This window comes from Ruegeria intermedia (assembly GCF_900129345.1).
GTDB classification, from domain to species: Bacteria; Pseudomonadota; Alphaproteobacteria; order Rhodobacterales; family Rhodobacteraceae; genus Ruegeria; species Ruegeria intermedia.
Window position 1 is genome coordinate 15,234 of record NZ_FQVK01000002.1, and the last position, 24,566, is coordinate 39,799.

24 protein-coding genes and 1 tRNA gene are annotated in these 24,566 nt (G+C 62.1%); 7 read left to right on the plus strand and 18 right to left on the minus strand.

The window, feature by feature from the left end; all coding sequences use genetic code 11:
* Window positions 1-6: 6 nt before the first annotated feature.
* Window positions 7-1,554: a helicase HerA-like domain-containing protein gene (locus tag F3H26_RS01720; RefSeq protein WP_149774342.1), complete on the minus strand. Its 1,548-nt coding sequence runs from the start codon at window positions 1,552-1,554 to the stop codon at window positions 7-9.
* A gap of 431 nt (window positions 1,555-1,985) precedes the next feature.
* Between F3H26_RS01720 and F3H26_RS01725 the strand changes: the two genes are divergently transcribed.
* On the plus strand, window positions 1,986-2,579 hold the full coding sequence (locus tag F3H26_RS01725; RefSeq protein WP_149774343.1) for an invasion associated locus B family protein: 594 nt from the start codon (window positions 1,986-1,988) through the stop codon (window positions 2,577-2,579).
* A 45-nt stretch (window positions 2,580-2,624) separates the two neighbouring features.
* On the opposite strand, the gene F3H26_RS01730 is transcribed toward F3H26_RS01725, so the two are convergent.
* From F3H26_RS01730 to F3H26_RS01745, 4 genes are read right to left on the minus strand one after another with little or no spacing between them, the layout of a single operon-like run.
* Window positions 2,625-3,833: a beta-ketoacyl-[acyl-carrier-protein] synthase family protein gene (locus F3H26_RS01730; protein WP_149774344.1), complete on the minus strand. Its 1,209-nt coding sequence runs from the start codon at window positions 3,831-3,833 to the stop codon at window positions 2,625-2,627.
* Between the two features lie 9 nt (window positions 3,834-3,842).
* Window positions 3,843-4,100: an acyl carrier protein gene (locus F3H26_RS01735; protein ID WP_149774345.1), complete on the minus strand. Its 258-nt coding sequence runs from the start codon at window positions 4,098-4,100 to the stop codon at window positions 3,843-3,845.
* Between the two features lie 32 nt (window positions 4,101-4,132).
* The gene (gene lpxD, locus F3H26_RS01740; RefSeq protein ID WP_149774346.1) at window positions 4,133-5,224 is read right to left on the minus strand and encodes a UDP-3-O-(3-hydroxymyristoyl)glucosamine N-acyltransferase; all 1,092 of its coding nucleotides are present in this window, start codon (window positions 5,222-5,224) and stop codon (window positions 4,133-4,135) included.
* A gap of 34 nt (window positions 5,225-5,258) precedes the next feature.
* Entirely contained in the window at window positions 5,259-6,869 is a 1,611-nt protein-coding gene (locus tag F3H26_RS01745) for a L,D-transpeptidase family protein (protein WP_149774347.1), read from the minus strand.
* A gap of 344 nt (window positions 6,870-7,213) precedes the next feature.
* Here F3H26_RS01745 and F3H26_RS01750 point away from each other — a divergent pair, with 344 nt between their 5' ends.
* Window positions 7,214-7,783, plus strand: a complete 570-nt coding sequence (locus tag F3H26_RS01750; RefSeq protein ID WP_149774348.1) for a YcbK family protein — start codon at window positions 7,214-7,216, stop codon at window positions 7,781-7,783.
* Window positions 7,784-7,921: 138 nt separating this feature from the next.
* On the opposite strand, the gene F3H26_RS01755 is transcribed toward F3H26_RS01750, so the two are convergent.
* The 10 genes from F3H26_RS01755 to F3H26_RS01800 all read right to left on the minus strand — a co-directional run bounded on the left by F3H26_RS01755 (window position 7,922) and on the right by F3H26_RS01800 (window position 15,730).
* A tRNA-Arg gene (locus tag F3H26_RS01755) sits at window positions 7,922-7,998 on the minus strand.
* A gap of 77 nt (window positions 7,999-8,075) precedes the next feature.
* The gene (locus tag F3H26_RS01760; protein ID WP_149774349.1) at window positions 8,076-9,296 is read right to left on the minus strand and encodes a cysteine desulfurase; all 1,221 of its coding nucleotides are present in this window, start codon (window positions 9,294-9,296) and stop codon (window positions 8,076-8,078) included.
* A 12-nt stretch (window positions 9,297-9,308) separates the two neighbouring features.
* A complete protein-coding gene (locus F3H26_RS01765; RefSeq protein ID WP_149774350.1) occupies window positions 9,309-9,875 on the minus strand; it encodes a Yip1 family protein in 567 nt (188 codons plus the stop codon).
* Window positions 9,872-10,357, minus strand: a complete 486-nt coding sequence (locus F3H26_RS01770) for a YIP1 family protein (protein ID WP_149774351.1) — start codon at window positions 10,355-10,357, stop codon at window positions 9,872-9,874. The genes F3H26_RS01765 and F3H26_RS01770 overlap by 4 nt, the downstream gene beginning before the upstream one ends.
* Entirely contained in the window at window positions 10,357-11,637 is a 1,281-nt protein-coding gene (gene sufD / locus F3H26_RS01775) for a Fe-S cluster assembly protein SufD (RefSeq protein ID WP_149774352.1), read from the minus strand. The genes F3H26_RS01770 and sufD overlap by 1 nt, the downstream gene beginning before the upstream one ends.
* The gene (gene sufC, locus F3H26_RS01780) at window positions 11,637-12,392 is read right to left on the minus strand and encodes a Fe-S cluster assembly ATPase SufC (protein ID WP_149774353.1); all 756 of its coding nucleotides are present in this window, start codon (window positions 12,390-12,392) and stop codon (window positions 11,637-11,639) included. The genes sufD and sufC overlap by 1 nt, the downstream gene beginning before the upstream one ends.
* Window positions 12,393-12,440: 48 nt before the next feature.
* Window positions 12,441-12,638, minus strand: coding sequence for a hypothetical protein (locus F3H26_RS01785; protein WP_149774354.1), 198 nt, complete (start codon window positions 12,636-12,638; stop codon window positions 12,441-12,443).
* Entirely contained in the window at window positions 12,638-14,158 is a 1,521-nt protein-coding gene (gene sufB / locus F3H26_RS01790; protein ID WP_149774355.1) for a Fe-S cluster assembly protein SufB, read from the minus strand. Before sufB ends, F3H26_RS01785 begins: the two co-directional genes overlap by 1 nt.
* Window positions 14,159-14,176: 18 nt before the next feature.
* Window positions 14,177-15,220, minus strand: a complete 1,044-nt coding sequence (locus F3H26_RS01795; RefSeq protein ID WP_149774356.1) for a cysteine desulfurase family protein — start codon at window positions 15,218-15,220, stop codon at window positions 14,177-14,179.
* 51 nt (window positions 15,221-15,271) lie between these two features.
* Window positions 15,272-15,730, minus strand: coding sequence for a Fe-S cluster assembly transcriptional regulator IscR (locus tag F3H26_RS01800; RefSeq protein ID WP_149774357.1), 459 nt, complete (start codon window positions 15,728-15,730; stop codon window positions 15,272-15,274).
* Between the two features lie 179 nt (window positions 15,731-15,909).
* On the opposite strand from F3H26_RS01800, the gene F3H26_RS01805 reads away from it, so the two are divergent.
* The 5 genes from F3H26_RS01805 to F3H26_RS01825 all read left to right on the plus strand — a co-directional run bounded on the left by F3H26_RS01805 (window position 15,910) and on the right by F3H26_RS01825 (window position 20,417).
* Window positions 15,910-16,563 carry an alpha/beta hydrolase gene (locus tag F3H26_RS01805; protein WP_149774358.1) on the plus strand — a complete coding sequence of 218 codons (654 nt, stop codon included), beginning with the start codon at window positions 15,910-15,912 and terminating at the stop codon, window positions 16,561-16,563.
* Window positions 16,563-16,808, plus strand: coding sequence for a hypothetical protein (locus F3H26_RS01810; protein ID WP_005983173.1), 246 nt, complete (start codon window positions 16,563-16,565; stop codon window positions 16,806-16,808). Before F3H26_RS01805 ends, F3H26_RS01810 begins: the two co-directional genes overlap by 1 nt.
* A gap of 363 nt (window positions 16,809-17,171) precedes the next feature.
* Window positions 17,172-17,507, plus strand: a complete 336-nt coding sequence (locus tag F3H26_RS01815; RefSeq protein WP_149774359.1) for a DMT family transporter — start codon at window positions 17,172-17,174, stop codon at window positions 17,505-17,507.
* 74 nt (window positions 17,508-17,581) lie between these two features.
* The gene (gene typA / locus F3H26_RS01820; RefSeq protein WP_149774360.1) at window positions 17,582-19,399 is read left to right on the plus strand and encodes a translational GTPase TypA; all 1,818 of its coding nucleotides are present in this window, start codon (window positions 17,582-17,584) and stop codon (window positions 19,397-19,399) included.
* A gap of 481 nt (window positions 19,400-19,880) precedes the next feature.
* A complete protein-coding gene (locus tag F3H26_RS01825) occupies window positions 19,881-20,417 on the plus strand; it encodes a hypothetical protein (protein ID WP_149774361.1) in 537 nt (178 codons plus the stop codon).
* Between the two features lie 178 nt (window positions 20,418-20,595).
* Here F3H26_RS01825 and F3H26_RS01830 read toward each other — a convergent pair whose 3' ends face one another.
* The 3 genes from F3H26_RS01830 to alaS all read right to left on the minus strand — a co-directional run bounded on the left by F3H26_RS01830 (window position 20,596) and on the right by alaS (window position 24,521).
* Complete coding sequence (locus F3H26_RS01830; RefSeq protein WP_223162406.1) at window positions 20,596-21,219, minus strand: transglutaminase-like cysteine peptidase; 624 nt, start codon at window positions 21,217-21,219, stop codon at window positions 20,596-20,598.
* Between the two features lie 340 nt (window positions 21,220-21,559).
* On the minus strand, window positions 21,560-21,847 hold the full coding sequence (locus F3H26_RS01835; protein ID WP_149774362.1) for a DUF1330 domain-containing protein: 288 nt from the start codon (window positions 21,845-21,847) through the stop codon (window positions 21,560-21,562).
* Between the two features lies 1 nt (window position 21,848).
* Entirely contained in the window at window positions 21,849-24,521 is a 2,673-nt protein-coding gene (gene alaS, locus F3H26_RS01840) for an alanine--tRNA ligase (RefSeq protein ID WP_149774363.1), read from the minus strand.
* Window positions 24,522-24,566: the final 45 nt, after the last annotated feature.

The following is a 24,566-nucleotide window of genomic DNA, read 5'->3' on the forward strand; positions in this document are numbered from 1 at the left end:
CTGCATTCAGCGGTTTCGGAACAGGCCGCCCAGAATGCCGCGCACGATGCGGCGGCCTGTGGTTCCCTTCAGCTCTTTGATGACCGCCTCGCCCAGGGCGCTGGCGAAACTGTCCTGTTTTCGAACCCTCCGCGCGGACGACCGCCCGACGCGGCTGCCGCTGTATCGCCGGGCCGAGGCATATTCGCGTTCGGCCGGGCTCTGGCGTTCCAACTCTTCTTCGTCTTCGGCGGCCTCGGCCTCCTGGGCGGCCTGGGCGGCGCGCGCTTTCAGCATTTCGAACGCTGATTTGCGATCCAGCACCCTGTCGTATTTTCCGGCCATGGGCGAGCCGGCCATGATCGCCTGACGCTCGGCCGGGGTGATCGGCCCCAGCTGCGAGCTGGGCGGGCGGATCAGGGTGCGCTGCACCATGCCGGGCACGCCTTTTTTCTCGAGCATCGAGGTCAGTGCTTCGCCGACCCCCACCTCGCGGATCGCGGTTTCGGTATCGAACTCGGGGTTCTCGCGATAGGTTTCCGCGGCCAGCCGCAGGTTCTTGCGATCGCGCGCGGTGAAGGCGCGCAGCGCGTGCTGAACCCGGTTGCCCAGCTGACCCAGAATGTCCTCGGGGATGTCGGCAGGGTTCTGGGTGATGAAATACACCCCCACCCCTTTGGACCGGATCAGGCGCGCGACCTGCTCGACCTTGTCGATCAGCACCTTGGGCGCGTCGTCGAACAACAGATGCGCCTCGTCGAAGAAGAAGACCAGCTTGGGTTTCTCGGGGTCGCCGACCTCGGGCAGTTCCTCGAACAGTTCGCTCAGCAGCCACAGCAGAAAGGTCGCATACAGGCGGGGCCACCCCATCAGCTTGTCCGAGGCCAGGATGTTGACCATGCCCTGCCCGGTCGCATCGGTCCGCATCAGATCGGCCAGCTCCAGCGCGGGTTCACCGAACAGGTTCGTGCCGCCCTGGTTCTCGAGCACCAGCAACCGGCGTTGGATGGCGCCGATCGAGGCGGTCGACACGTTGCCGTACCGCAGAGACAGCTGCGCGCGGCTTTCCCCGATCCAGACAAGCAGCGCCTGCAGGTCTTTCAGGTCAAGCAGGGGCATCCCCTCTTCGTCGGCGACGCGGAAGGCGATGTTCAGGATGCCCTCCTGCGCCTCGCTCAGTTCCATCAGGCGCGACAGCAGAAGCGGTCCCATCTCGGAAACGGTGGTGCGCACCGGGTGGCCCTGTTCGCCGAACAGGTCCCAGAACGTCACCGGACAGCGGTCATAGGCATAGTCAGAAAACCCGATCCGCGCCGCGCGATCCATGAAGGCCCGATGCAGCTTGTGATCGGGGCTGCCAGCCTTGGCCAGACCGGACAGGTCGCCCTTGACGTCTGACAGGAACACCGGCACCCCGGCCGTGGAAAAACCTTCCGCCAGGATCTGAAGGGTCACGGTCTTGCCCGTCCCCGTCGCACCCGCGATCAAGCCGTGCCGGTTGGCGTTTTTCAGGCGTAGGCCTTGCGGCTGCGCATAGTCCTTGCCTCCGCCGCCGATGAAAATTTCGTCCGTCATACGTTTCCAAATCCCTGCAACCTACCGATCTGAGGCCACCATACAAACTTAACCTTTGACTGCCATAGTTGATTTGTCATCCCGGATGGGATGCAAACTTCCTCCCTGTCGACTGGCTGTGCCTTCGGGCACAGCCCTTTTTGTGTCCGGCGGGGTTTTCCGTCTGATCCCACATTAAAAATTGACAATAGCAGTTGACCGCTGCGGCTGCCTCTCGTAACGTTCCCGCATAACTAAGTCGGCCAGTCCGACGGGGAGATACATTGATCGAAGGGAGCCGGACGAGCGGCTCCCTTTTCCGTTGATGACCATACCTGTACCGATCGGCGGAAATCCGTTTGGCCTGCGCCGCCGGACGAGTTTTCCGCCTGACAGCGCCCGTGTCGGATGCTAGACGAAGGCAAACGCTGTTTGAGCACCATGAGGCAGACATGATCAAGAAATTTCTTCCACTCACCCTGTTGGCGGGTTTCGCCCTGACCGGTTCGGCGCTGGCACAGGAGGCATCGAGCGAGACGGAAACCCCGGCGCCCGCCGGCTCGGACCTGGATCTGGGCGAAACCGGTCCGCGCGTGGGTGAGCAGTACATCAAGGAAAAATCCGGCGACTGGGATGTGTCCTGCATCAAGGCGCAGGACGGCAATGACCCCTGCGCCATGGTCCAGATCCTGAACGGCCCTCAGGGCGAACCGATCGCCGAGATCACCATCGGCAAGCTGCCTGAAGGCGGTGCCGCCGTCGCCTGGGCAAATGTCATCGTGCCGCTGGAGACCCTTCTGCAGGCGCAATTGGCGATTTCGGTCGATGGTGCGCCGCGCAAACTGTACAACTATCACCACTGCGTTCCGGTCGGCTGCGTGGCGCAGCTGGGGCTGACGCAAGGCGACATCGACGCGATGAAGGCCGGGTCGAAGGCCGTTCTGTCGCTGGTTCCGGCCCGTGCGCCGGATCAGATCGTCAACATGGACATGTCGCTGTCGGGTTTCACCTCGGCCTTCGACGGCCTGCCGGTCAACCAGAACTGATCCGGGCACGCTTGGATTGGGAAAGCCGCCTTTGGGGCGGCTTTTTCATATCCGTTTGAGGGCCAGCACCGCGTTCAGCCCGCCGAAGGCAAAGGCGTTGCTCAGAACGACATCGACCTTGGCCTCGCGCGCCTCGTTCGGCACCACGTCCAGGGCGCATTCCGGGTCGGGCTCTTCATAGCCGATCGTGGGCGCGATGATCCCATCGCGCAGCGCCATGATGCAGGCCAGAAGTTCAACCGCCCCGGTGCCACCGATCAGGTGTCCGTGCATCGATTTGGTCGACGAGATCATCAACTCGTCGGCATGCGGGCCGAACACATCGGCCACCGCGGCGCATTCGGTCTTGTCATTGGCGGCGGTACCGGTGCCGTGGGCGTTGATGTAACCGACATCGCTGGCGTTCAGCCCGGCATCCTTCAAGGCCCCGGCCATGGCGCGCGCGGCGCCCTGCTTGCTGGGCATCACGATGTCCGAGGCATCCGATGTCATCGCAAAACCCGCGACCTCGCACAGGATTTCGGCGCCACGGGCACGGGCGTGTTCGTATTCCTCGAACACGAAAACGCCTGCCCCTTCGCCCTGCACCATGCCGTTGCGGTTGGCGCTGAACGGGCGGCAGGCGTCTTTGGACATCACCCGCAGCCCTTCCCAGGCCTTGACGCCGCCGAAACACAACATGGATTCCGAGCCGCCGGTAATCATCACCGGCGCCGCCCCGCTGCGCACCATCTGGAAGGCCAGCGCCATCGCGTGGTTCGACGACGCACAGGCGGTGGAAACGGTAAAGCTGGGGCCCTTCAGGTTGTGTTCCATCGACACATGGCTTGCAGCCGCGTTGTTCATCAGCTTGGGCACCACGAAGGGATGCACCCGGTTCTTCCCGTCCTCGTAGACCGAGCGATAGTTGTCATCCCAGGTCGAGACGCCGCCCCCGGCCGTTCCCAGAACCACGCCCGACCGCGCCGCCAAGTCGCCATGAAACGCGAGGCCCGCCTGATCGATCGCCTCCTTCGCGGCGGTCAAGGTGAACTGGGTAAAGCGATCGTACAGCGACATCTGCTGTCGGTTGAAACGGCCCTCGGCCTCGAACCCGCGCACTTGCCCGCCGATCTTGATGGCCAGCCGTTCGACATCGCGGAATTCAAGCTCGGAAATGCCGCAGCGACCTTCGCGCATGGCCTCGAGCGTGTCGGGCACCGAATGGCCCAACGCGTTGATCGTGCCCGCGCCGGTGATGACAACCCGTTTCATGGCCCCGTGTCAGACCTTTTCCGCCACGAGCTTTTCGATCCCTGCGATGATCGCCGCCACGTTCGAGATGTCGAAATCGCTGGCCTCGGGTTCGTTGGCGTTGAAGGGGATCGAGATGTCGAACTCTTCCTCGATCGCGAAGATGCTTTCAACCAGGCCCAGACTGTCGATCCCCAGATCCTCGAGCGTGCTTTCGGGCGTCACGTCCGACGGCTCCAGCACGGCCTGCTCGGCAATGATTGCGATGACGCGGTCGCTGATGCTCATGTCATTCCCCTGATTGTCACGTTGGCGTTGATTTAGTCGCTCGGCGGCTGTTTGAAAACCGCCTTTTTCAACGCCTCGACGTCACGCGCGATGCGCGGCAGGCGGCGCTGCGCCTTGTATATTTCGGTATGAGTGGCCATTTTCACGCCCGGATAGCCCATGATCACGCGCCCGGCCGGCACGTTCGACAGGATCTTGGTTCCGCCGGCCGCGATCACCCCATCGCCGATGAAGATATTGTCGACGACGCCCGTCTGGCCGCCCAGTACCACGTTGTTGCCGATCTCGACCGAGCCGGACACGCCGGTCTGGCCGCACAGCAGACAGTCGCGCCCGACCCGGGTGTTGTGGCCCACATGCACGAGGTTGTCGAGCTTCGATCCGCTTCCGATCACGGTGTTGCGGATGGTGCCGTTGTCGACGGTGCAGTTGGCGCCGACCTCGACATCGTCGCCGATCTCGACCGCGCCCAGCGAATGGATACGCAGCCAACTTTGGGCCTTGGCATCGCCGGCATCGCCCATCGTCTTGCGCACGTTTTCCACGCCCGAGACCTCGGGGGTGACGAAACTGAACCCATCGCCGCCGATCCGTGCGCCGGGCTGGGCGATGAAACGGTCCCCGATCACTGCGCGCGCGCCGATGCTGACCATTTCGCGCAGCAGGCAGTTTTCGCCCAGAGCCGCGTCCATACCGATATGGCACTGTGCGCCGATGACCGACCCGGCACCGATCCGCGCTCGGGGACCGATCACGCACAATGGGCCGATCGAGACACCCTTGCCGATCTCGGCGGTCGGATCCACCACGGCCGAGGGATGCACGCCGGGTTCGACGCCCTGCCCCCGGTCCAGCATCGCGGTGATGCCCGCCATTGCCATGCGCGGGCGGGTCACGAAAATCGCACCTTCAAGGCCCATGGCCTTCCAGTCGGCGCCTTCCCACAGCACGGCACAACGCGCCGCGCCCTTTTCCAGAGCCTCGGCATATTTCGGCGCCATCGCCATGGCCAGATCGGTCGGACCGGCGTCGGCCGGTTCGGCCGCCCGCAGGATCGTCAGGCTGGTGTTTCCTTCGGCCGGCGCGCCCAGGGCGTCGGCAATCTGCTGCAAAGTGAACTGCATCGCGGGCTTCCTCGTGACAGGATCTGCCCCGTGATTACCCCTGAACGTCGGGCAGGACCACCCCCGCTTTTTGCAGCGCGTCCCAGATCTTGGCGTCCCGGCCATAGACGTCACGACGATACTGCACATCGCCCTTCGGCCCGATATAGGCCGTGCGGTAGATCAGATGCACCGGTACGGGCTGGTCCAGATCCACCTTGGTTTCCTTGCCCGTATTCAGGATCCGGTGAAAGAACGCCTTGGGGTCTTCTTCCTGCCGGGCCAGCAACGCATAGGCAAACTCGAACGGCTGCGCCAGACGGATGCACCCGTGGGAAAACGCCCGGACCTCGCGCGCGAACAGGCTTTTTTGCGGCGTGTCATGCAGGTAGATGTTGTATTTGTTCGGGAACATGAACTTGACCAGCCCAAGGGCATTGCTCTGGCCCGGCGGCTGGCGCATGGCGAACGGAAAACTGTTGGCCGAGAATTGATTGAAATCCACGGCCCCGCGATCCACCCGCCGGCCCCGCCGGTCGGTGATTTCCAGATGGCGCACGGCATTTGGGTTGGCGCGCAGTTTCGGCAGATATTCCTTGGTGATGATCGACCGCGGCACGTGCCAGCTGGGGTTGATGACCATGTGTTCCATCTGATCCGAAAACTCGGGGCTGCGGCGGTCATGGGTGTTCTTGCCGATGACGGCACGCGTTTGAAAGGTGACGCGGCCGTGGTCAACGATCTTGGCCGAGAAATCCGCCTGGTTGACCAGGACGTGCCGCTCGCCGCGATCGGCCGGCAGCCAGCGTTCGCGCTCGAGCGCGACGATGACCGATTTCAGCCGGTCGGCCGGCGACCTGTTGATTTCGGCCACCGTCCCCTGCCCGGCCACGCCGTCGGGTTCCAGCCCGTGCGCGCGCTGAAAGGCCTGCACCGCCGCAACCATTGCGTCATCGTAGACGGGGCTGGCCGTCGGCTTCATGAAACCCATCGCCACCAGCCTGTCACGCAGCTTCAAAACCCCGGCGCCGCTTGCGCCGCGTTCGTATTTCCCATCGGGAACGGTCGGCCCCCAACCTCCATGGCGGATCAGCTCCTGCAGGACCAGCTTCTGCTTCATCAGGGCGCGGTATTGGCTGGATCGCGGGGCAAGCTGCGCGACATAGGCCCCGTCATCATCGGCCAGCATGGCCGACAGGTGCTCGGATGCCGGTCGCACGGCCACCGGACGCACCAAGCCGTCATCGATCTCGGACGGATGCAGAACGCCCGATTGCACGTCGCGCGCGTACCGGACGAATGCGAGGCTGAGCGCCGCTTCAACCGCACCAAGTTCACGCGGAGTCCGCGCATTTTTCATCAGCGCCAGCAGGCCTTCGACAACGTAGGCCCCGGTCGGCAGGCCGTGCAGATGCGCCGACGACAGGGCATTGATGAGCGCCGCACGCCGCGCAACATGCTCGGGCGCGTCACCGACCCAGATCGCGGAATACCCGTTCGATCGATAAAACGCGGTGATTTCGTCCTGGTGAAGCGCGCTTTCCGCAACTGCCATCCGAAACGCGGTTTGCCCTGCGTCCTGGGCCGCGGCCGGGGTGTGCCCGACCGCAAGGACGAGCCCTGCGACCATCAACAACCGACGCGTATTCCCATGGATGAAATTCATTCCGTACCTCAATTCAATCAACAACTTGTGCAACCATTTCCCGAGCCGTCCAAGTATGAGTCAGCCGGTGGCGGATTGTCCATTCACAAAGGCAGGAACCGGGCGCATCCGCTTCGGCGTGATGCGCGCTTGCATCTTTGGGGCACCGAAACATGCAAGCGGGTGAAATTTGCATCACATGCGCAGAAATTCGCCGAAAATTCCCCGTGGCGACCCTGCGACCCAAAGACTTCTTGGCCGCCGAATCCCCGTGTGGCATACATTTCGGCATCTGGGATGGAACTAAGTTAAGAAAGCGCACGTAACATCGTGTGCAGGCAGGAACTGTACGGGACGAACACGAAATGACCGAGAGCAGTGCATCGGGAATCACCCGGCGTGCCCTTCTGGGCGCATTTGCGGCAACGGCCGTGACCGCAGCACCGACCTATGCAAATGCAGCAGGATTTCTTCGCGGTGGCGGCGACATCCGCCGTATCCGCATGTATTCGGGGCGCACCGGTGAACGCATTGACATGATCTATTGGGTCGATGGAAAATACATCAAGGACGCCGTGAAAGAGATCAATCATTTCATGCGCGACTGGCGCACGGATCAGTCCACCGACATCGACCTGCGCACCATCGACATCATGGCCGCGGCACACAACCTGCTGGATGTCAACGAACCCTATATGCTGCTGTCGGGCTATCGGTCGCCGCAGACCAACGCGATGCTGCGCCGCCGGTCGCGCGGCGTCGCCAAGAACTCTCTGCACATGAAGGGCCAGGCCGCGGACCTGCGACTGGCGTCGCGTTCGGTCTCGCAAATGGCCAAGGCGGCCATGTCCTGCCGGGCCGGTGGTGTCGGCCAGTATTACCGTTCGAATTTCGTGCACATGGATTGCGGTGACGTCCGCACCTGGCGCGGCTGAAGCCACAGCCCGCTGTTCCACCTGCCCGCCCCGGAGCCCCGCGCCCGGGGCTTTTTGTTTTGACCCCGGACCAATCGCCGCTCGGGGCGGCAAGCGCGCCCCAGCCGTCGTCGGATCGACCGTCACAACTTTTGAAAGTGGCGCACCTGAGAGGATTCGAACCTCTGGCCTCTGCCTTCGGAGGGCAGCGCTCTATCCAGCTGAGCTACAGGTGCGTTGGCCGTTAGCTAACCTTGTTCCGATCCGGGTGCAACCGGATTTTGCACCAGACGAACCGGTTTCCGGCGCGATTTCAGGCAAAGAGATCGTGCGCCAGTTCCAACGCCTCGACCAGCGTGTCGACCTCGTCCTTGGTGTTGTAGAGGCCGAAGCTGGCACGGCAGGTTGCGGTGACGCCCAGATGATCCATCAGCGGCCCGGCGCAATGGTGGCCGGCGCGGACGGCGACGCCTTTCTTGTCCAGAATCGTCGATACGTCATGCGCATGGCCTGCGCCATCCAGCGTAAAGCTGAAGATCGCCGCCTTGTCCGGCACGGTTCCCTGCACCTGCAGCCAGTTGAGCCCGCCCAGCCGCTGCATGGCATAATCCCGCAGGCCCGCCTCGTGCGCGGCGATGTTCTCCATGCCCAGATCCATCATGTAGTCCAGCGCGACGCCCAAGCCGATGGTCTGTACGATACCCGGCGTTCCGGCCTCGAACTTCATCGGCGGATCATTGTAGATCACCGACTCCTTCGAGACCTCTTTGATCATGTCGCCGCCGCCGATGAACGGGCGCATTTCCGCCATCCGCTCGGACTTGATGAAAATGGCGCCGGATCCCGAAGGCCCATACAGTTTGTGCCCGGTTATGGCGTAGAAATCGCAGCCGATGTCCTGCACGTTCACCGGCATGTGCACTGCGCCCTGGCTGCCATCGACCAGCACGGGCACGCCCTTGGCATGGGCGCCTTCGGTGATCGCCTTGACGTCGACCACCGTGCCCAGAACGTTCGAGCAATGCGTAACCGCCACCAGCTTGGTCCTTGGGCCAATTGCGTCGATCACGGCCTGCGGGTCCAGCGCGCCGTTGGAATCCACATCCACCCATTTCAGAACGACGCCCTGACGTTCGCGCAGGAAATGCCAAGGCACGATGTTGGCGTGATGTTCCATGACGCTCAGAACGATCTCGTCTCCGGCCTGCATCCGCGGCATGGCCCAGCCATAGGCCACCAGGTTGATCCCTTCCGTGGTGCCCGAGTTCAGCACGATCTCGTTCTCGTCGGCCACCCCGAGAAACCGCGCGACGGTGCCGCGCACGGCTTCGTATTTCTCGGTGGCCAGGTTCGACAGATAGTGCAGCCCGCGATGCACGTTCGAATATTCCTGCGCATAGGCATTGGTGACCGCATCGATCACCACCTGGGGTTTCTGCGCCGAGGCGCCGTTGTCGAGATAGGTCAGGGGTTTCCCGTTCACCTGCCGCGAAAGGATCGGAAAATCGGCGCGGATTTTCTGGACATCATACATGGACAAGATTCCCTAGACCGGCCCGCTGGGGGTCATCATCAGAACGAACGGAATGGCCAGCAGCCCCGAGACCAGAATGACCACGAAGGATCTGCCCAGCGAATGAAACTGGTGCGCCTGGTTCACGAAATGCAGGCTGATGTACAGGCTGTACAGGCTCATGGCGAGGACCAGCATCAGAAACATCGCGGGCATCACCAGAACCACGACGAAGATGATCAGCTGGCCCAGAATCTGCAGGAACTGCAGCCAGATCATCAATACCATGATCCCATCCAGGCTGGCGGTGCCGCCCAGCATGCGCCCGACGAACAGAAAGGCGAAAATGCTCAGCGCCAAGGCCCCGGCCGACGTCGCCAGCGACTGCACGACCGGTTCGAAGGGCATGTTCAGCGACGGGTCCAACGCCGGAAAAACCAGCGTCGAAGCGGATTGCGCCAGAGCGTTCAGAACCACGACCAGCGCCAGTGCGATCCACAACACCTCGCGCGGAGGGATCGAGGCCAGCAGCCGCCGCGCGGCCTCGGCCGGATTGGCCAGGGTCAGAATTGCGAGGTTGCCCAGATAGGCGCTGTTCATGTCGCGGTCCTCGATGCCTGTGCCAGACCCGAAAACCAGAACCACGCGAAAACCGCAACCCAAAGCAGGCCGGCCCCCGTCTGCGCCGGGCCGGGACCGATGAAGCCGCCCACCAGGCCATTCAGCAGAACCAGTGGCGAAGACGCCAGAAGCGCCCAGAACAATGCAATCCGCGCCATGTAGGACGTCACGGGCGCGCCCAGCAGCCGAGCAATTCCGCCGGACGCCCACGCAAGAACGTAAAACATCAGCGGCAGCATGAATACCGAACCCAGCAAGGCTCCGCCCATCAGCATGTTCAGGTCCAGCCCCTCAAGATGGGCCCGGCGCGCCAGCCCCGGCAGCTGGGCAACAAAACCGATCACGCAGAACGCCATGACGAAGGCCAGCGCGCGGTCTTCGCGCTGGCCCATGTCCAGCAGACGGCGCACCACGCGGCCGGGGCCGCGATAGGTGGCGACGATATCGGTGGTCACCGGCATCAGCTGTGCCGCGCCAACCAGCCTTCCAGCCGCGAGACGATGTCCTCGGCCAGCGCCTCGTCTTCGATCTCTTCGACGGCTTCGGCCAAAAAGGCCAGCGTCAGCATGTTGGTCGCTTCCTTGGCCGGAACCCCGCGCGAGCGCAGGTAGAACAGCGCGGTCTCGTCGATCGCGCCCGAGGTCGACCCGTGTGAACAGGCCACGTCATCGGCATAGATCTCAAGCTCGGGCTTGGCCAGGAACTGGCTGTCGTCATCCAGCAGCAGAGACTGGCTGATCTGGTAACCGTCGGTCTTCTGGGCGCCTTCCTTGACCAGGATCTTGCCCTGGAACACGCCGGTCGCGCCGTTGCGCAGAACCTTCTTGAACACCTGACGGCTTTCGCAGTTCACCGCGTCATGGGTGATGAACACCGTGTCGTCATGGTGGAAATCGCCATCTCCGACACAGGCGCCGGCCACATGCGCCACCGCATCGTCGCCGGTCAGTTCGACCACCTGTTCATTGCGCGTCAGCACGCCATTCACGGTCAGGGTGAAGGATTTGTAGACGGAGTCCTTGCCCAGCCGGGTGAACATATGCGTCGCGGCACGGCGCTGATGGTCCCTGCCCTGCGCCCGGACATGATGCAGCGTGCCGCCATCGGCGATGTCGATCTCGATGCATTTGTTGAACCGCGAGGCCGCCGGACCATTCTCGAGAATCGTAACCTCGGCCCCGCTTTCCACGCGGATCACGTGGTGCAGGATCGCGTCCGAGCTTTCGGAGTCGTGGCGATAGATCAGGCTGATCGGCTTGGACGGTTTGCCGGTCACATGGATCGCCACGCCGTCCTGCGCAAAGGCGGTGTTCAGGGCCGCCAACGGGCGCTGAACCGGGGTCTGACCGCGCTCCTCGAGCACGCCATACAGCTGCTTGGCCCAGTGGATGTCTTTGCAGCAGATATCCTCGAGCCGGTCGATGCTCACGCCTTCCAGTGTCAGGTCATCGCTGTCCTCGGGGCTGAACACGCCATCGACGAAGACGATCTTCAGGCGGTCGAACCCGTCAAAGACCATCGGTTCGTCGGTGTGGAACACCTCGGCCTTCGGGGCCTCGGGCGAGATCAGCGTATCGGGGCGCGTGTATTTCCAATACTCGTCGCGCCGCCCGGGCAGACCCATGGCGCGCAGCCGGGCCAAGGCCGCCTCGCGTGCATCGCGGGTGCAGCCGGCTTCGGGCATGCGCAGCGTGGCCAGCCGCGCTTCGGTCGCGGATTGTTTCACGTCGGGCAAGGCCATCAGTTCACCTCGGCAAGAATGTCGGCGTAACCGTTGTTTTCGACTTCCAGCGCCAGTTCGGGCCCGCCGGTCTTGACGATCCGGCCATCGGCCATGATGTGCACCACGTCGGGTTTGATGTGGTCCAGCAGGCGCTGATAGTGGGTGATCACCAGGAACCCGCGGCCTTCGTCGCGCAGCGCGTTTACGCCCTCGGCCACCAGTTTCATCGCATCCACGTCGAGGCCCGAGTCGGTCTCGTCCAGGATGCACATCTTGGGCTCCAGCATCGCCATCTGCAGGATTTCGTTGCGCTTCTTCTCACCACCCGAGAAACCCACGTTCACGGGGCGTTTCAGCATGTCGGCGTCGATTTTCAGCGACTTGGCCTTTTCGCGCACCAGTTTCAGGAAATCTGCGGCCGACAGTTCTTCTTCGCCGCGCGCCTTGCGCTGGGCATTCACGGCTGTGCGCAGGAAGGTCATGTTGCCCACGCCGGGGATCTCGACCGGGTACTGGAACGCCAGGAACAGGCCCGCCGCGGCGCGCTCTTCCGGCTCCATCTCCAGCAGGTCCGCGCCATCCAGCGTCGCCGAACCCTCGGTCACCTCGTACCCGTCGCGACCAGACAGCACATAGCTGAGCGTCGACTTGCCCGAGCCGTTCGGCCCCATGATCGCGTGTACCTTCCCGGCCTCGACCGTCAGGTCCACGCCCTTGAGGATCTGCTTTTCCTCTTCCTCAAGTTTGACGTGCAGGTTCTTGATTTCCAGCATGTTTTGTCCTTTTGCGTATCGTCGGGACGCGCCGGCCCCGGTCTGTTCCTATCCCAGCACCCTGCGCAGCAGCCGCGCCGCGATCCATCCCAGGACCGCCCCGCCGCCGATTGCCCAGACCGGGTTGATGAAATCGGTGTATTTCACGTTGACATAGGCCACGCCCAGCAAGCCGCCCAGAACCGGCAGCGCATAAGACGCCGCGGTCAGGACATCATCCCTGCGGTTGCGCGGCGAGCGGGCCATCAGCCGACCGAGCCTTCCAGCGAGATCGCGACCAGCTGCTGGGCTTCCATGGCGAACTCCATCGGCAGCGCCTGCAGCACGTCCTTGCAGAAACCGTTGACCACCAGCGCCACGGCCTCTTCCTCGTCCATGCCACGCTGGCGGCAATAGAACAGCTGATCGTCATCGACCTTCGAGGTGGTGGCCTCGTGCTCGACCCGGCTGCTGTTGTTCTTGACCTCGATATACGGAACGGTGTGCGCTCCGCATTTGTCGCCGATCAGCAGGCTGTCGCACTGGGTATAGTTCCGGCTGTTCTTGGCCTTGGGGTGCATCGACACCAGCCCGCGATAGGTGTTCTGGGCCTTGCCCGCGCTGATGCCCTTGGACACGATGCGCGACTTGGTGTTCTTGCCCAGATGGATCATCTTGGTGCCGGTATCGGCCTGCTGGTAGTTGTTGGTGATGGCGATCGAGTAGAACTCGCCCTGGCTGTCATCTCCCCGCAGGATGCAGGACGGGTATTTCCAGGTCACGGCACTGCCGGTCTCGACCTGGGTCCACATCACCTTGGAGCGGTCGCCCCGGCAATCGGCGCGCTTGGTCACGAAGTTGTAGATGCCGCCCTTGCCGTTCTCATCGCCCGGGAACCAGTTCTGGACGGTCGAATATTTTACCTCGGCGTCTTCCTCGACGATGATCTCGACCACTGCGGCGTGCAGCTGCGCGGTATCACGCTGCGGCGCGGTGCAGCCTTCCAGATAGGACACGTACGAGCCCTTGTCGGCGATGATCAGCGTCCGCTCGAACTGGCCCGTGTTTTCCGCGTTGATGCGGAAATAGGTGCTCAGCTCCATCGGGCAGCGCACGCCGGGCGGCACATATACGAACGAGCCGTCCGAGAATACGGCCGAGTTCAGCGTGGCATAGAAATTGTCCGACACCGGAACCACAGAGCCGAGGTATTTCTTGACCAGTTCGGGATGTTCCCTGATCGCCTCGGAGATCGAGCAGAAGATCACGCCATGCTTTTTCAGTTCGTCCTGAAAGGTCGTGCCCACCGAAACCGAGTCGAACACCGCGTCCACGGCGACCTTGCGGCCCTCGGCCGGGGCGTCCTCGGCGCCTTCGACGCCTGCCAAAATCATCTGCTCTTTCAGCGGGATACCCAGCTTTTCGTAAGTGGCCAGCAGCTTGGGATCGACCTCGTCCAGCGACTTGGGCTTGGTCTCCATCGACTTGGGCCGGGCATAGTAATACTGGTCCTGAAAATCGATTTCAGGATAGTGGACCATGGCCCATTTGGGCTCTTCCATCTGGGTCCAGCGCTCAAAGGCCTTCAGACGCCATTCGGTCATCCACTCGGGCTCTTCGTTCTTTTCCGAGATCAGCTTGACGATATCGGGGTTCACGCCTTTGGGCGCGTATTCCATCTCGATATCCGTATCCCACCCGTATTTGTAGGTTCCGACCTCGCGCACCGCGTCAACGGTTTCCTGATCGACACCTTCTTTTACCTGGGTCTGGTCCAAAGCGGCCATGTTCCACCCTCCGTCAGATCACGCGGCCCGCGCGCGATGCTTTTTCTCTTTTTCCAGCCACGTCTCGGCGAAACGTAGCACGTCTTCTTCACTCGTCTCGGGACCCAGCGAAACGCGCACCGCGCTGGCCGCCGTGGCCTCGTCATATCCCATCGCGGTCAGTACCGCGCTTGCCCTCACCTTGCCGCTGGAGCAGGCCGAACCGGCGCTGATCGCAAAGCCCGACAGATCCATCTGCATCACCTGCGTTTCGCCCTTCCAGCCGGGCGTCGCAAAGCACAGGGTGTTGGGCAACCGATCCTGATCTTTCCCGACAAAAATAGTAGATTTAGAACCAGCCTCAAGGGCCTTTTCTAGAATATTTCTAAGTTCTGCAACCTTTTCCCAAACTCCGTCTGCCAGATCCCGCGCCGCCGTTTCAGCTGCAGCGCCGAACCCCGCAATTCCAATGACATTTTCCGTCCCGGACCGGCGCCCCATTTCCTGGCCACCGCCCTTGATCCGGGCCTCCAGATCGGTGCCGCGTTTCATCACCACGGCGCCCACGCCTTTTGGGCCGCCCAGCTTGTGCGCCGAGACCAACGCCATCTGCACATCCAGCCAGTTGAAGGCGATGGGCAATTTCCCGAACGCCTGCGTGGCATCGGTGACGGCCAGACCCTTGGGCAAGGCCTGAATGATCCCGGTTTCAGAATTGGCGAGTTGCAACGTGGATCGGCCCGGGTCGGCAACGGTGACAGCGCCTTGGCGCGAAACCGGCAAATCCTCGACAGTCCAGGCCCTTACGGCATCATGCTCGATCGCCGCGCCATGCAGCCCGCGCCCTTCCAAGGCCAGCGCCGCGCCTTCGGTCGACCCGGATGTGAATACGATATCGGCACCATCCGCCCCAAAGGCCGCCGCAACCTGCGCACGCGCCTTTTCGATGACGGCCTTGGCCGCACGCCCCTCGGCATGGACCGAGGACGGGTTCCCGCAGACCTCCATCGCCGCGATCATCGCGTCGCGCGCCTCGGGGCGCAGCGGGGTCGTGGCGTTGTGATCCAGGTAAACACGTTTCATGGAGTCACCTTTTCCGACATCCGTTCAGAGCGCATCGCAGGTTTCATCCGATCAATCGTCCACGACCGAAAACAGGCTGGGCACTGCCGGACAAGGCGCAAGATCGTTCTCGATGACATCCGACAGCCGGGTCTGGTGCAGAAATACATAGACATGGGCACTCAGGCTTTGCCACAGGCGGTTGGTCAACGACTGCGCCCGGCTGCCCGAAGACGCCCCAGACGCCCCGGCCCCCTTGTGCATGGCGTCCACGGTCTCGTCCACGGCCGACAGAATCTCGACCACGCGAATCTCGGACGCTGGCCGCGCCAGACGATAGCCGCCGCCCGGCCCGCGCACCGATGCGACCAGATCGGCGCGGCGCAGTTTGACGAACAGCTGTTCCAGATAAGGAAGCGAGATGTCCTGACGCTCGGAAATCTCACCCAGCGTCACCAGGGTGTCGGCGGGCTGAAGTGCGATGTCGGCCAGCGCAACCATCGCGTAACGACCTTTGGTGGACAGCTTCATTTCCTCGATCCCTCCGGCGTGAACCGCGTGAAAACATTGACGTCGCCGCAGTCAATGCGTATCTCCGTCGGACAGCGTGTTCACGCTGCGATACTCAATTAGAACCGTTCTAAGGTGCCTGACGATAACCGTCAAGTATATCGCGGCGCCCGCGAGAAAAAGACAGGACAACCGCACACATGCCCGAGGTGATTTTTCCCGGACCTGAAGGCCGCCTGGAAGGCCGCTACCACCCCCAAAAGGAAAAAGACGCACCGATCGCCATCGTGCTGCACCCGCACCCCCAGTTCGGCGGGACCATGAACAACAATGTCGTCTACAACCTGCATTACGCGTTCTACAACATGGGCTTCACGGTCCTGCGCTTCAATTTCCGGGGCGTCGGCCGCAGCCAGGGCGAGTATGACCAGGGCGTGGGCGAGCTCAGCGATGCCGCGGCGGCGCTGGACTATCTGCAGTCGATGAACAACAACTCGAAACACTGTTGGGTCGCAGGTTTTTCCTTCGGAGCCTGGATCGGCATGCAACTGCTGATGCGCCGGCCCGAGATCACCGGCTTCATCAGCGTCTCACCGCCGGCCAACATGTACGATTTTTCGTTCCTCGCGCCCTGCCCCTCGTCGGGCCTGATCATCAACGGCACCGCCGATCGCGTGGCGCCGCCCGCGGACACCACCGCGCTGGTCGGCAAGCTGCACGAGCAGAAAGGCATCACCATCACCCATACCGAGGTGGAGAGCGCCGACCATTTCTTCCAGGGCGAACACATGGATACGCTGATCACCAACGTCACCGACTATGTGAAACGTCGCCTGACCGAGAACACGCGCTGATGTCGGACACGATCACCACTTTGGCCGCCAAACTGGCCGAGGACACGATGAAGGTCATGGACGAAACCGGGCAGGACCGTTTCTATGTCGAGGTCGGCGAAGTGCTGGGCGCGGCCTCGCAGTCGCTGGAAGAGGCCTTTCTGACCGAGATCCGCGTGCGCCTGGCCGAGCGCAAGGCCCGCCAGTTCGTGATCCGCAGGCTGTCGGAACATCGCGCCAAGTTGAAGGCCATCGAAAAGAAATAAGCCGCAAAAAAAGGAGCCCTCGGGCTCCTTTTCGCGACCTCATCGGCGATCAAATTTCTGTTTTGCTTGACCTTTCAGCCAGATAGGCTGCGTCGGTATCGACGGACCCCCCGTCAGCAAGCCACCCAGTCGCCGCAATGAGTGCCGAAGCACACAGGACGAACTTGATAAAAGTCGTCATATGAAAAACTCGTAACAAAAGCACCAAAAACTGTTCTCAAGATACATCACTTTGCCCGCTGGCATAGTCCGGTTTACCTGACCTTCGCGTCAATCGGCATCCGCGCCAAGGGCGTCCGCCTCTTGCCAATTCCTCTCTGGCTGTGGTCAACCTTCGGAGACTTCGAAACAAGGTACCGCATCATGCCCAAAGCCTATCTGATCCTTCTGCTGGCGGTCGTCGCCGAGACCATCGGCACCACGGCCCTTCAGGCCAGCCAGCAATTCACGCGACTGTGGCCTTCGGTTCTGGTCGTGGTCGGCTATGGCGTCGCCTTCTATCTGATGGCGCTGACGCTGAAGGTGATGCCTGTGGGCATCGTCTATGCCATCTGGTCCGGGCTGGGCATCACCTTGATCGCGTTGATCGGATTCGTCGTTTTCGGGCAGCGGTTGGATTGGCCCGCGGTGCTGGGGCTGGCGATGATTCTGGGCGGAATCCTTGTCATTCACCTGTTTTCGCGCGCGGCGGTGCATTGATCGCGCGTTAGGGGTGGTAACTTGTGGCGTCCCGCGCTATGCGCGCGGCAACTTCCCGTTCAAAGGCTGACTTCATGGACCTGCGCAACATCGCAATCATCGCCCACGTGGACCACGGCAAAACGACCCTGGTGGACGAACTTCTGAAACAATCCGGCGCGTTCCGGGAGAACCAGGCCGTGGCCGAACGCGCCATGGACAGCAACGACCTTGAACGCGAACGCGGCATCACCATTCTGGCCAAGGCCACCAGTGTCGAGTGGAAAGGCACGCGGATCAACATCGTTGACACCCCCGGCCACGCCGATTTCGGCGGCGAGGTCGAGCGTATCCTCAGCATGGTCGACGGCGTCGTGCTTCTGGTAGATGCCGCCGAAGGCCCGATGCCCCAGACCAAGTTCGTGACGTCCAAGGCTCTGGCGCTGGGCCTGCGCCCGATCGTCGTTCTGAACAAGGTTGACAAGCCCGACGCCGAGCCGGACCGCGCGCTGGACGAATGCTTTGACCTGTTCGCCAACCTCGGCGCCGACGATGACCAGCTTGATTTCCCGGCCATGTACGCCTCGGGGCGGTCGGGCTGGGCCGACATGGAACTGGACGGGCCGCGCAAGGATCTGTCGGCGCTGTTCGACCTGATCGTCGATCACGTCCCTGCCCCGAAACAGATCGCGCGCAAGGACGAACCCTTCCGCATGCTGGCCACCACCCTCGGCAGCGACCCGTTCATCGGCCGCATCCTGACCGGCCGTGTCGAAAGCGGAACGCTCAAGGCCGGCGACGCGCTCAAGGCGCTCAGCCGTGACGGCACCCTGATCGAAAATTTCCGCGCCACCAAGATCCTGGCCTTCCGCGGCCTCGGCCAGCAGCCGATCGACGTGGCCGAAGCGGGCGACATCGTGACCATCGCGGGCATGAGCAAGGCCACCGTGGCGGATTCGCTGGTGGCGCCCCAGGTCGACGAGGCCCTGCCCGCCCAGCCGATCGACCCGCCCACCATCACCGTGACCTTCGGCATCAACGACTCGCCGCTGGCGGGGCGTGACGGCAAGAAGGTCCAGTCGCGCGTCATTCGCGACCGCCTGATGAAAGAGGCCGAATCCAACGTGGCCATCCAGATTACCGACACCCCCGGTGGAGAAGCCTTCGAGGTGGCCGGCCGCGGCGAATTGCAGATGGGTGTTCTGATCGAGAACATGCGGCGTGAAGGGTTCGAACTCAGCATCTCGCGCCCACAGGTTCTGTTCCGCGAGGAAAATGGCCAGCGGCTGGAGCCGATCGAGGAAGTCACCATCGACGTGGATGACGAATACTCGGGTTCCGTGATCGAAAAGATCACCGGCGCACGCAAGGGCGAACTGGTCGAGATGCGCCCGGCCGGCGCCGGCAAGACCCGCATCATCGCGCATGTTCCGTCGCGCGGGCTGATCGGTTATCACGGCGAGTTCCTGACCGACACCCGCGGCACCGGCGTTCTGAACCGCGTGTTCCATGGCTGGGCGCCCCACAAAGGGCCGATTCCCGGGCGGCGCGCCGGCGTTCTGATCTCGATGGAGAACGGTCAGGCCGTGGCCTACGCCCTGTGGAACCTGGAAGAGCGCGGCCGCATGTTCATCGGCCCGCAGACGGATGTCTATCAGGGGATGATCATCGGCGAGCACTCGCGCGAAAACGATCTGGAAGTGAACCCGCTGAAGGGCAAGAAGCTGACCAACGTGCGCGCCAGCGGATCGGACGACGCGGTTCGGCTGACCCCGCATGTCCAGTTCTCGCTGGAGGAAGCCATCGCCTATATCGATGACGATGAGCTGGTCGAAGTGACCCCGAACGCGATCCGCCTTCGGAAGCGCTACCTCGACCCGCACGAGCGGAAGCGGATGGCCAAGTCCGCCTGAATGCATCCTAAAAATTGATGCATCCCCTTGTGCAATAGTTCATCAGGAACCTAACTGTTTCCAAATCCCGCAAACAAGGGATTTCAAGGCGCATTCCCAGAATGCGCCTTTTTTTCCGTTTTTTCTTTTCTTTCCTCCATTGGCCCGAAAAGAATGCTGCGATTTTTCCTTGGCAAACCTTGCCAATATGGCGACGGCTTGTGCAAAATTTGTCGAAAGCGTGACGCTGCCAATTGGAGTCTCCGTGGGTTTCGCAGGTTATGAAACTCCAAGGCAGCTGAGCAGATCGAGTAACGAGTTCTGAGAGGTATCTGCTATGGGTTCTCAGCCCCTTTCATTTTCGAGTTTGATTGTAGCATTTGGTTTTCTGGCTGTTTCCGTGACCACCGCAAACGCCTCACAGGCCTGTAGTGTAAAGACTGCGCGCCAATCCGGGGCGTCCGCTTAGGTACTGTGTGAATGCGATCAAGTCACAAGAGGTATGCTGAGATACATCCAACGCCGCGCGGACTTTGAACAGATTCTGACGAGGGTTGGCGCTGAATGCCCGCAACTTGCCGTGCTCCTGACCGATATTCCGACAGCCTCAATCGGTGTTCAGCAACAGAGAAGAGGCGACGGACCGTCCGAACCCGAGACTGGCAGCTCAGACGCGCAGGGGCCAGGCACGACCGACAGCAATGGCGGCAACACCGGCGGTGGCGACGGCGACAACACCGGCGGTGGCGATGGCGACAACACCGGCGGTGGCGATGGCGACAACACCGGCGGTGGCGATGGCGACAACACCGGCGGTGACGATGGAGGTTGCACCTGTTCAGGCCCTCCGAACGACGACGACAGGCCTGATCGCGACGGAAAGGGCAAGAAAAAGGGAAAAGCCAAAAAGGGCGACAAAGGAAATAAGGGAGGCAAAGGTAAAAAAGGCGGCAAGGGCAAGAAGGACGGGAAAGGTAAGAAGAAGGGCAAAGGCAACAAGGGTGGAAATGGAAAAAACAGTGGCAAGAGTTCCGCTTGAGGTCGCTGGGGAAGCAAGGGCAACACTGCGGGTGGCAATGGCCCCAAGGGAAGCGGCCCAGAACAAGGCTTCAATGCCAATGACGACAAGAGTTGAAGGGCTCGAACGCGAATGCAGGGCTTCAGTTCTTAGCCCTGCCTTCAGCGATTTCGTCAATCGACACGCGCTGGAAGAAAATTCAGCTGCGCCGATAAACTCCGATCCATCGGTGGGGTTGATTGGGATCCTGCATGCGCAGGAATAGGTACTTGGTCGCTGACCACGGCCTGATCCGGTTGGTTTGATTGTCCAAGATCATGTCGCCATTCGAGGAACGGTAGACCAACACCGCGTGACCGCTCTTGCTCCTGTCCAGAACGGTGGCAATCAAGAGCCGCTTCGGACTGACACCCGCCTTCACAAGTTCTTTCTTCTTGAGAAGAGCTATATCCTCGCAATCCCCACCTGAGGCTGTCGGCAGCGCCCATTTTTCCACTGTCTTGTATTGAGTTCGATCGGGCACTTCGCGGGTCGAAGAATTTACGCTCCGGTTGACTTGGCGAACGACTTCCAACTCGGAGGTCAGACTGAGCGTTCGAAAAGACTCCTTCGCACACGCCCAACTATACGTTTTGCACAGCTGAATGGCGCCGGCTGGCGGCGGAGATGCGACGCCAACCGGGATGAACGCCGTTTCGGCGGCCGCGACGTTTGTGGTCACAATCATGCCTGTCAGCAGAGCGCAGAACATGCGTTGCAGCGAGCCGCTCCGAATGGCGCCAATCAAATTCGAAATGAAAACAGTCCCGCATGCCGCCTTCATGTCTGCCCCATGATCAATTCCAACCGAACGCAGGTACCCAGTTGCCCGACCCAGCTTGCAAACAAGCCTCAAGCGACCTAGGGCACCGCGCGTTCACCGGTCAGAATAAGAATCGAAAACGGCAGAAATCCGTGACTCAATTGGGCGTTTTCAGATCAAGAATAAGGCACAAAAAGACACGCCACGAAACAACGCGCTTGCAGGCTTACCTTGCCGGGGCAGGCATCCTCTGCGCGTGCACAGAGGATTTTCGCCACGGTCGGCAAAAATATCCGACCGACGTCATTTCTCGGCAGCAATCCAAATTCAGGCCGATTGGTGGTCGGCCTGAAAACTTTCTCTACTCGTTGGTCTCAACAACGATCAGTTCACGTTCGCTGGCCCCGCGCGCATGATCCAGCGCCTGCTGGTATTCCGGCGAGTTGTAGCAGGCCACTGCGTCCTCGACGGACGGGAACTTGGCCACGACGTTGCGCGGCCGTTCCTTGCCCTCAAGCTGAACATACCGCCCTGCCCGCGCGATGAAATGCCCGCCATGCTTGGCAATCGCAGGGCCTGCCAGTTCGGCATATTTTCCATATGCCTCGGCATCTGTCACCGTGACATGAGCAATCCAGAGTGCAGGCATCCTAACCTCCCAATACCTGTTCCGCCGCCTTGATGGCCGCGGCTGCGTTCGAAGGATCGCGGCCGCCGCCCTGGGCCATGTCGGGCCGTCCGCCGCCGCCCTTGCCGCCCAGTTCCTGCACGGCTGCCCGAACCAGATCGACCGCCGAGATTTTCTGCGTCAGGTCGTTGGTCACACCGGCCGCAACCGCGGCTTTTCCACCGCTGTCGGCAATCAGCAGAACCGCACCCGAGCCGAGACGGCTTTTGTGTTCGTCGATCAAGGCCGGCAGGTCCTTGCCCGAGACCCCGCTCAGGGCCTGAGCCAGGAACTTGATGCCGTTGACATCCTTGGCCACGGCACCATTGGCCTGACCCGCGCCTCCAGCCATGGCCAGTTCGCGGCGCAGCTGTGCCACCTCGTTCTGCAGCGCCTTGCGCTCGTCCAGCAGGGCCTTGACCCGGCTCACCACATCCTCGGGCTGCGCCTTGAGTTCGGACGCGACCTGCGCCAGGCGGCGGTCCTGGGTCGAGAGGTATTCAAGGGCGGCATCCCCCGTCAAAGCCTCGATCCGGCGCACGCCGGCGCTGCTGGCGCTGTCGCCCAGGATGACGAATGTGCCGACGTCACCCGTCTGGCGCACATGGGTGCCGCCGCACAGTTCGATCGACCAGGTCTCGCCGTCATGGCCTTTGCCCGTGGGCGCCTTGCCCATCGAAACCACGCGCACCTCATCGCCGTATTTCTCGCCGAACAGCGCCTGCGCGCCCAGCTTTCGGGCATCGTCTGGGGTCATGATCCGGGTTTCCACGGGCGAGTTCTGACGGATGAAAGCGTTCACCTCGCGCTCGACCGTTTCGATTTCCTCGGGCGTCATCGCCTTCGTGTGGCTGAAATCAAAGCGCAGGCGGTCGGCGGCATTCAGAGAGCCGCGCTGCGCCACGTGCGCCCCCAGCGTTTCGCGCAAGGCCTCGTGCAGCAGATGCGTGGCCGAGTGGTTGGCCCGGATCGCGCTGCGACGGGCGTGATCGACCTCAAGCTCCACCGCCTCGCCCTTGGCAAATGTGCCACGCTCGACCGTAACCTTGTGCGCGATCACCTTGCCGTCGGCGAACTTCTTGGTGTCTTCGACCAGGGCGACCTCGTCGCGGTCCTCCAGGCGCCGAATGACGCCGGAGTCGCCGACCTGACCACCGGCCTCGCCATAGAACGGCGTCTGGTTCGAGACGATCCAGCCGCTTTCCCCCGGCTCAAGCTTGTCAACCAGTGCACCGTCGCGGATCACGGCCAGAACCTGACCCTCGGCCTTTTCGGTCTCGTATCCCAGGAAATCGGTCGCTCCGGCGGCGTCCAGAACATCGAACCACACGGCCTGATCGGCAGCTTCCCCCGATCCCGCCCAGGCGGCCCGAGCCTTCGCCTTCTGTTCGGCCATCGCGGCATCGAACCCTTCGGTGTCGACGGTGCGGCCTTTTTCGCGCAGGGCGTCCTGCGTCAGGTCCAGCGGAAAGCCATAGGTGTCATACAGTTTGAAGGCGGCCTCGCCGGGCAAGGGCGCACCGTCGGGCAGGCCGGCAACCTCGTCGTCCAGCAGCTTCAGACCGCGGTCCAACGTCTGCTTAAACCGGGTTTCCTCCAACAACAGCGTTTCCTCGATCAGCGCCTGCGCCCGGCCCAGTTCGGAATATTGCGCGCCCATCAGCTGCACCAGCGTGGGCACCAGACGGTGCATGACCGGATCCTTGGCGCCCAGCAGATGCGCGTGACGCATGGCCCGGCGCATGATCCGGCGCAGCACATAGCCGCGCCCGTCATTCGACGGCATCACACCATCCGCAATCAGGAACGAGGTCGACCGCAGGTGGTCGGCGATCACCCGGTGATGCACGTTCTGGTCGCCATAGGGGTCGACATTGGTCACATCCGCCGACGCCTCGATCAGCGTTTTGAACAGATCGGTGTCATAGTTGTCATGGCTGCCCTGAAGCAGCGCGCCGATCCGTTCCAGCCCCATGCCGGTATCGATCGACTGCATGTCCAGTTCACGCATCGAGCCGTCCTCGAACTGCTCGTTCTGCATGAAGACGATGTTCCAGATTTCGATGAACCGGTCGCCGTCCTCGTCAGCCGAACCCGGAGGGCCACCCCAGATATGGTCGCCGTGATCATAGAAGATCTCGGTGCAGGGGCCGCAGGGGCCGGTCGGGCCCATCTGCCAGAAATTGTCATTGGTGGCGATGCGGATGATCCGGTCCTCGGGGACGCCGACCTTTTTCCAGATCTCGAACGCTTCGTCGTCGGTGTGATAGACCGTCGTCAGCAGCCGGTTCTTGTCGATCCCGAACTCCTTGGTGATCAGCTCCCAGGCGAAGGGAATCGCCGCTTCCTTGAAGTAATCCCCGAACGAGAAGTTGCCCAGCATCTCGAAGAACGTATGATGGCGGGCCGTGTAACCGACATTGTCCAGATCGTTGTGCTTGCCTCCGGCGCGCACGCATTTCTGCGCGGTGGTCGCGCGCTTGTAGTCGCGGGTCTCGAGCCCGGTGAACAGGTTCTTGAACTGCACCATGCCCGAGTTGACGAACATCAACGTCGGGTCGTTGCGCGGCACAAGCGGGCTCGACGCGACCACTTCGTGCCCTTGTTTGGCAAAGTAGTTCAGAAAGGTTGAGCGGATATCGTTCAGCGTGGGCATTGGGCTCTCTCAGCGCGCATTCATGATCTGTCGCGACGGTTTAGC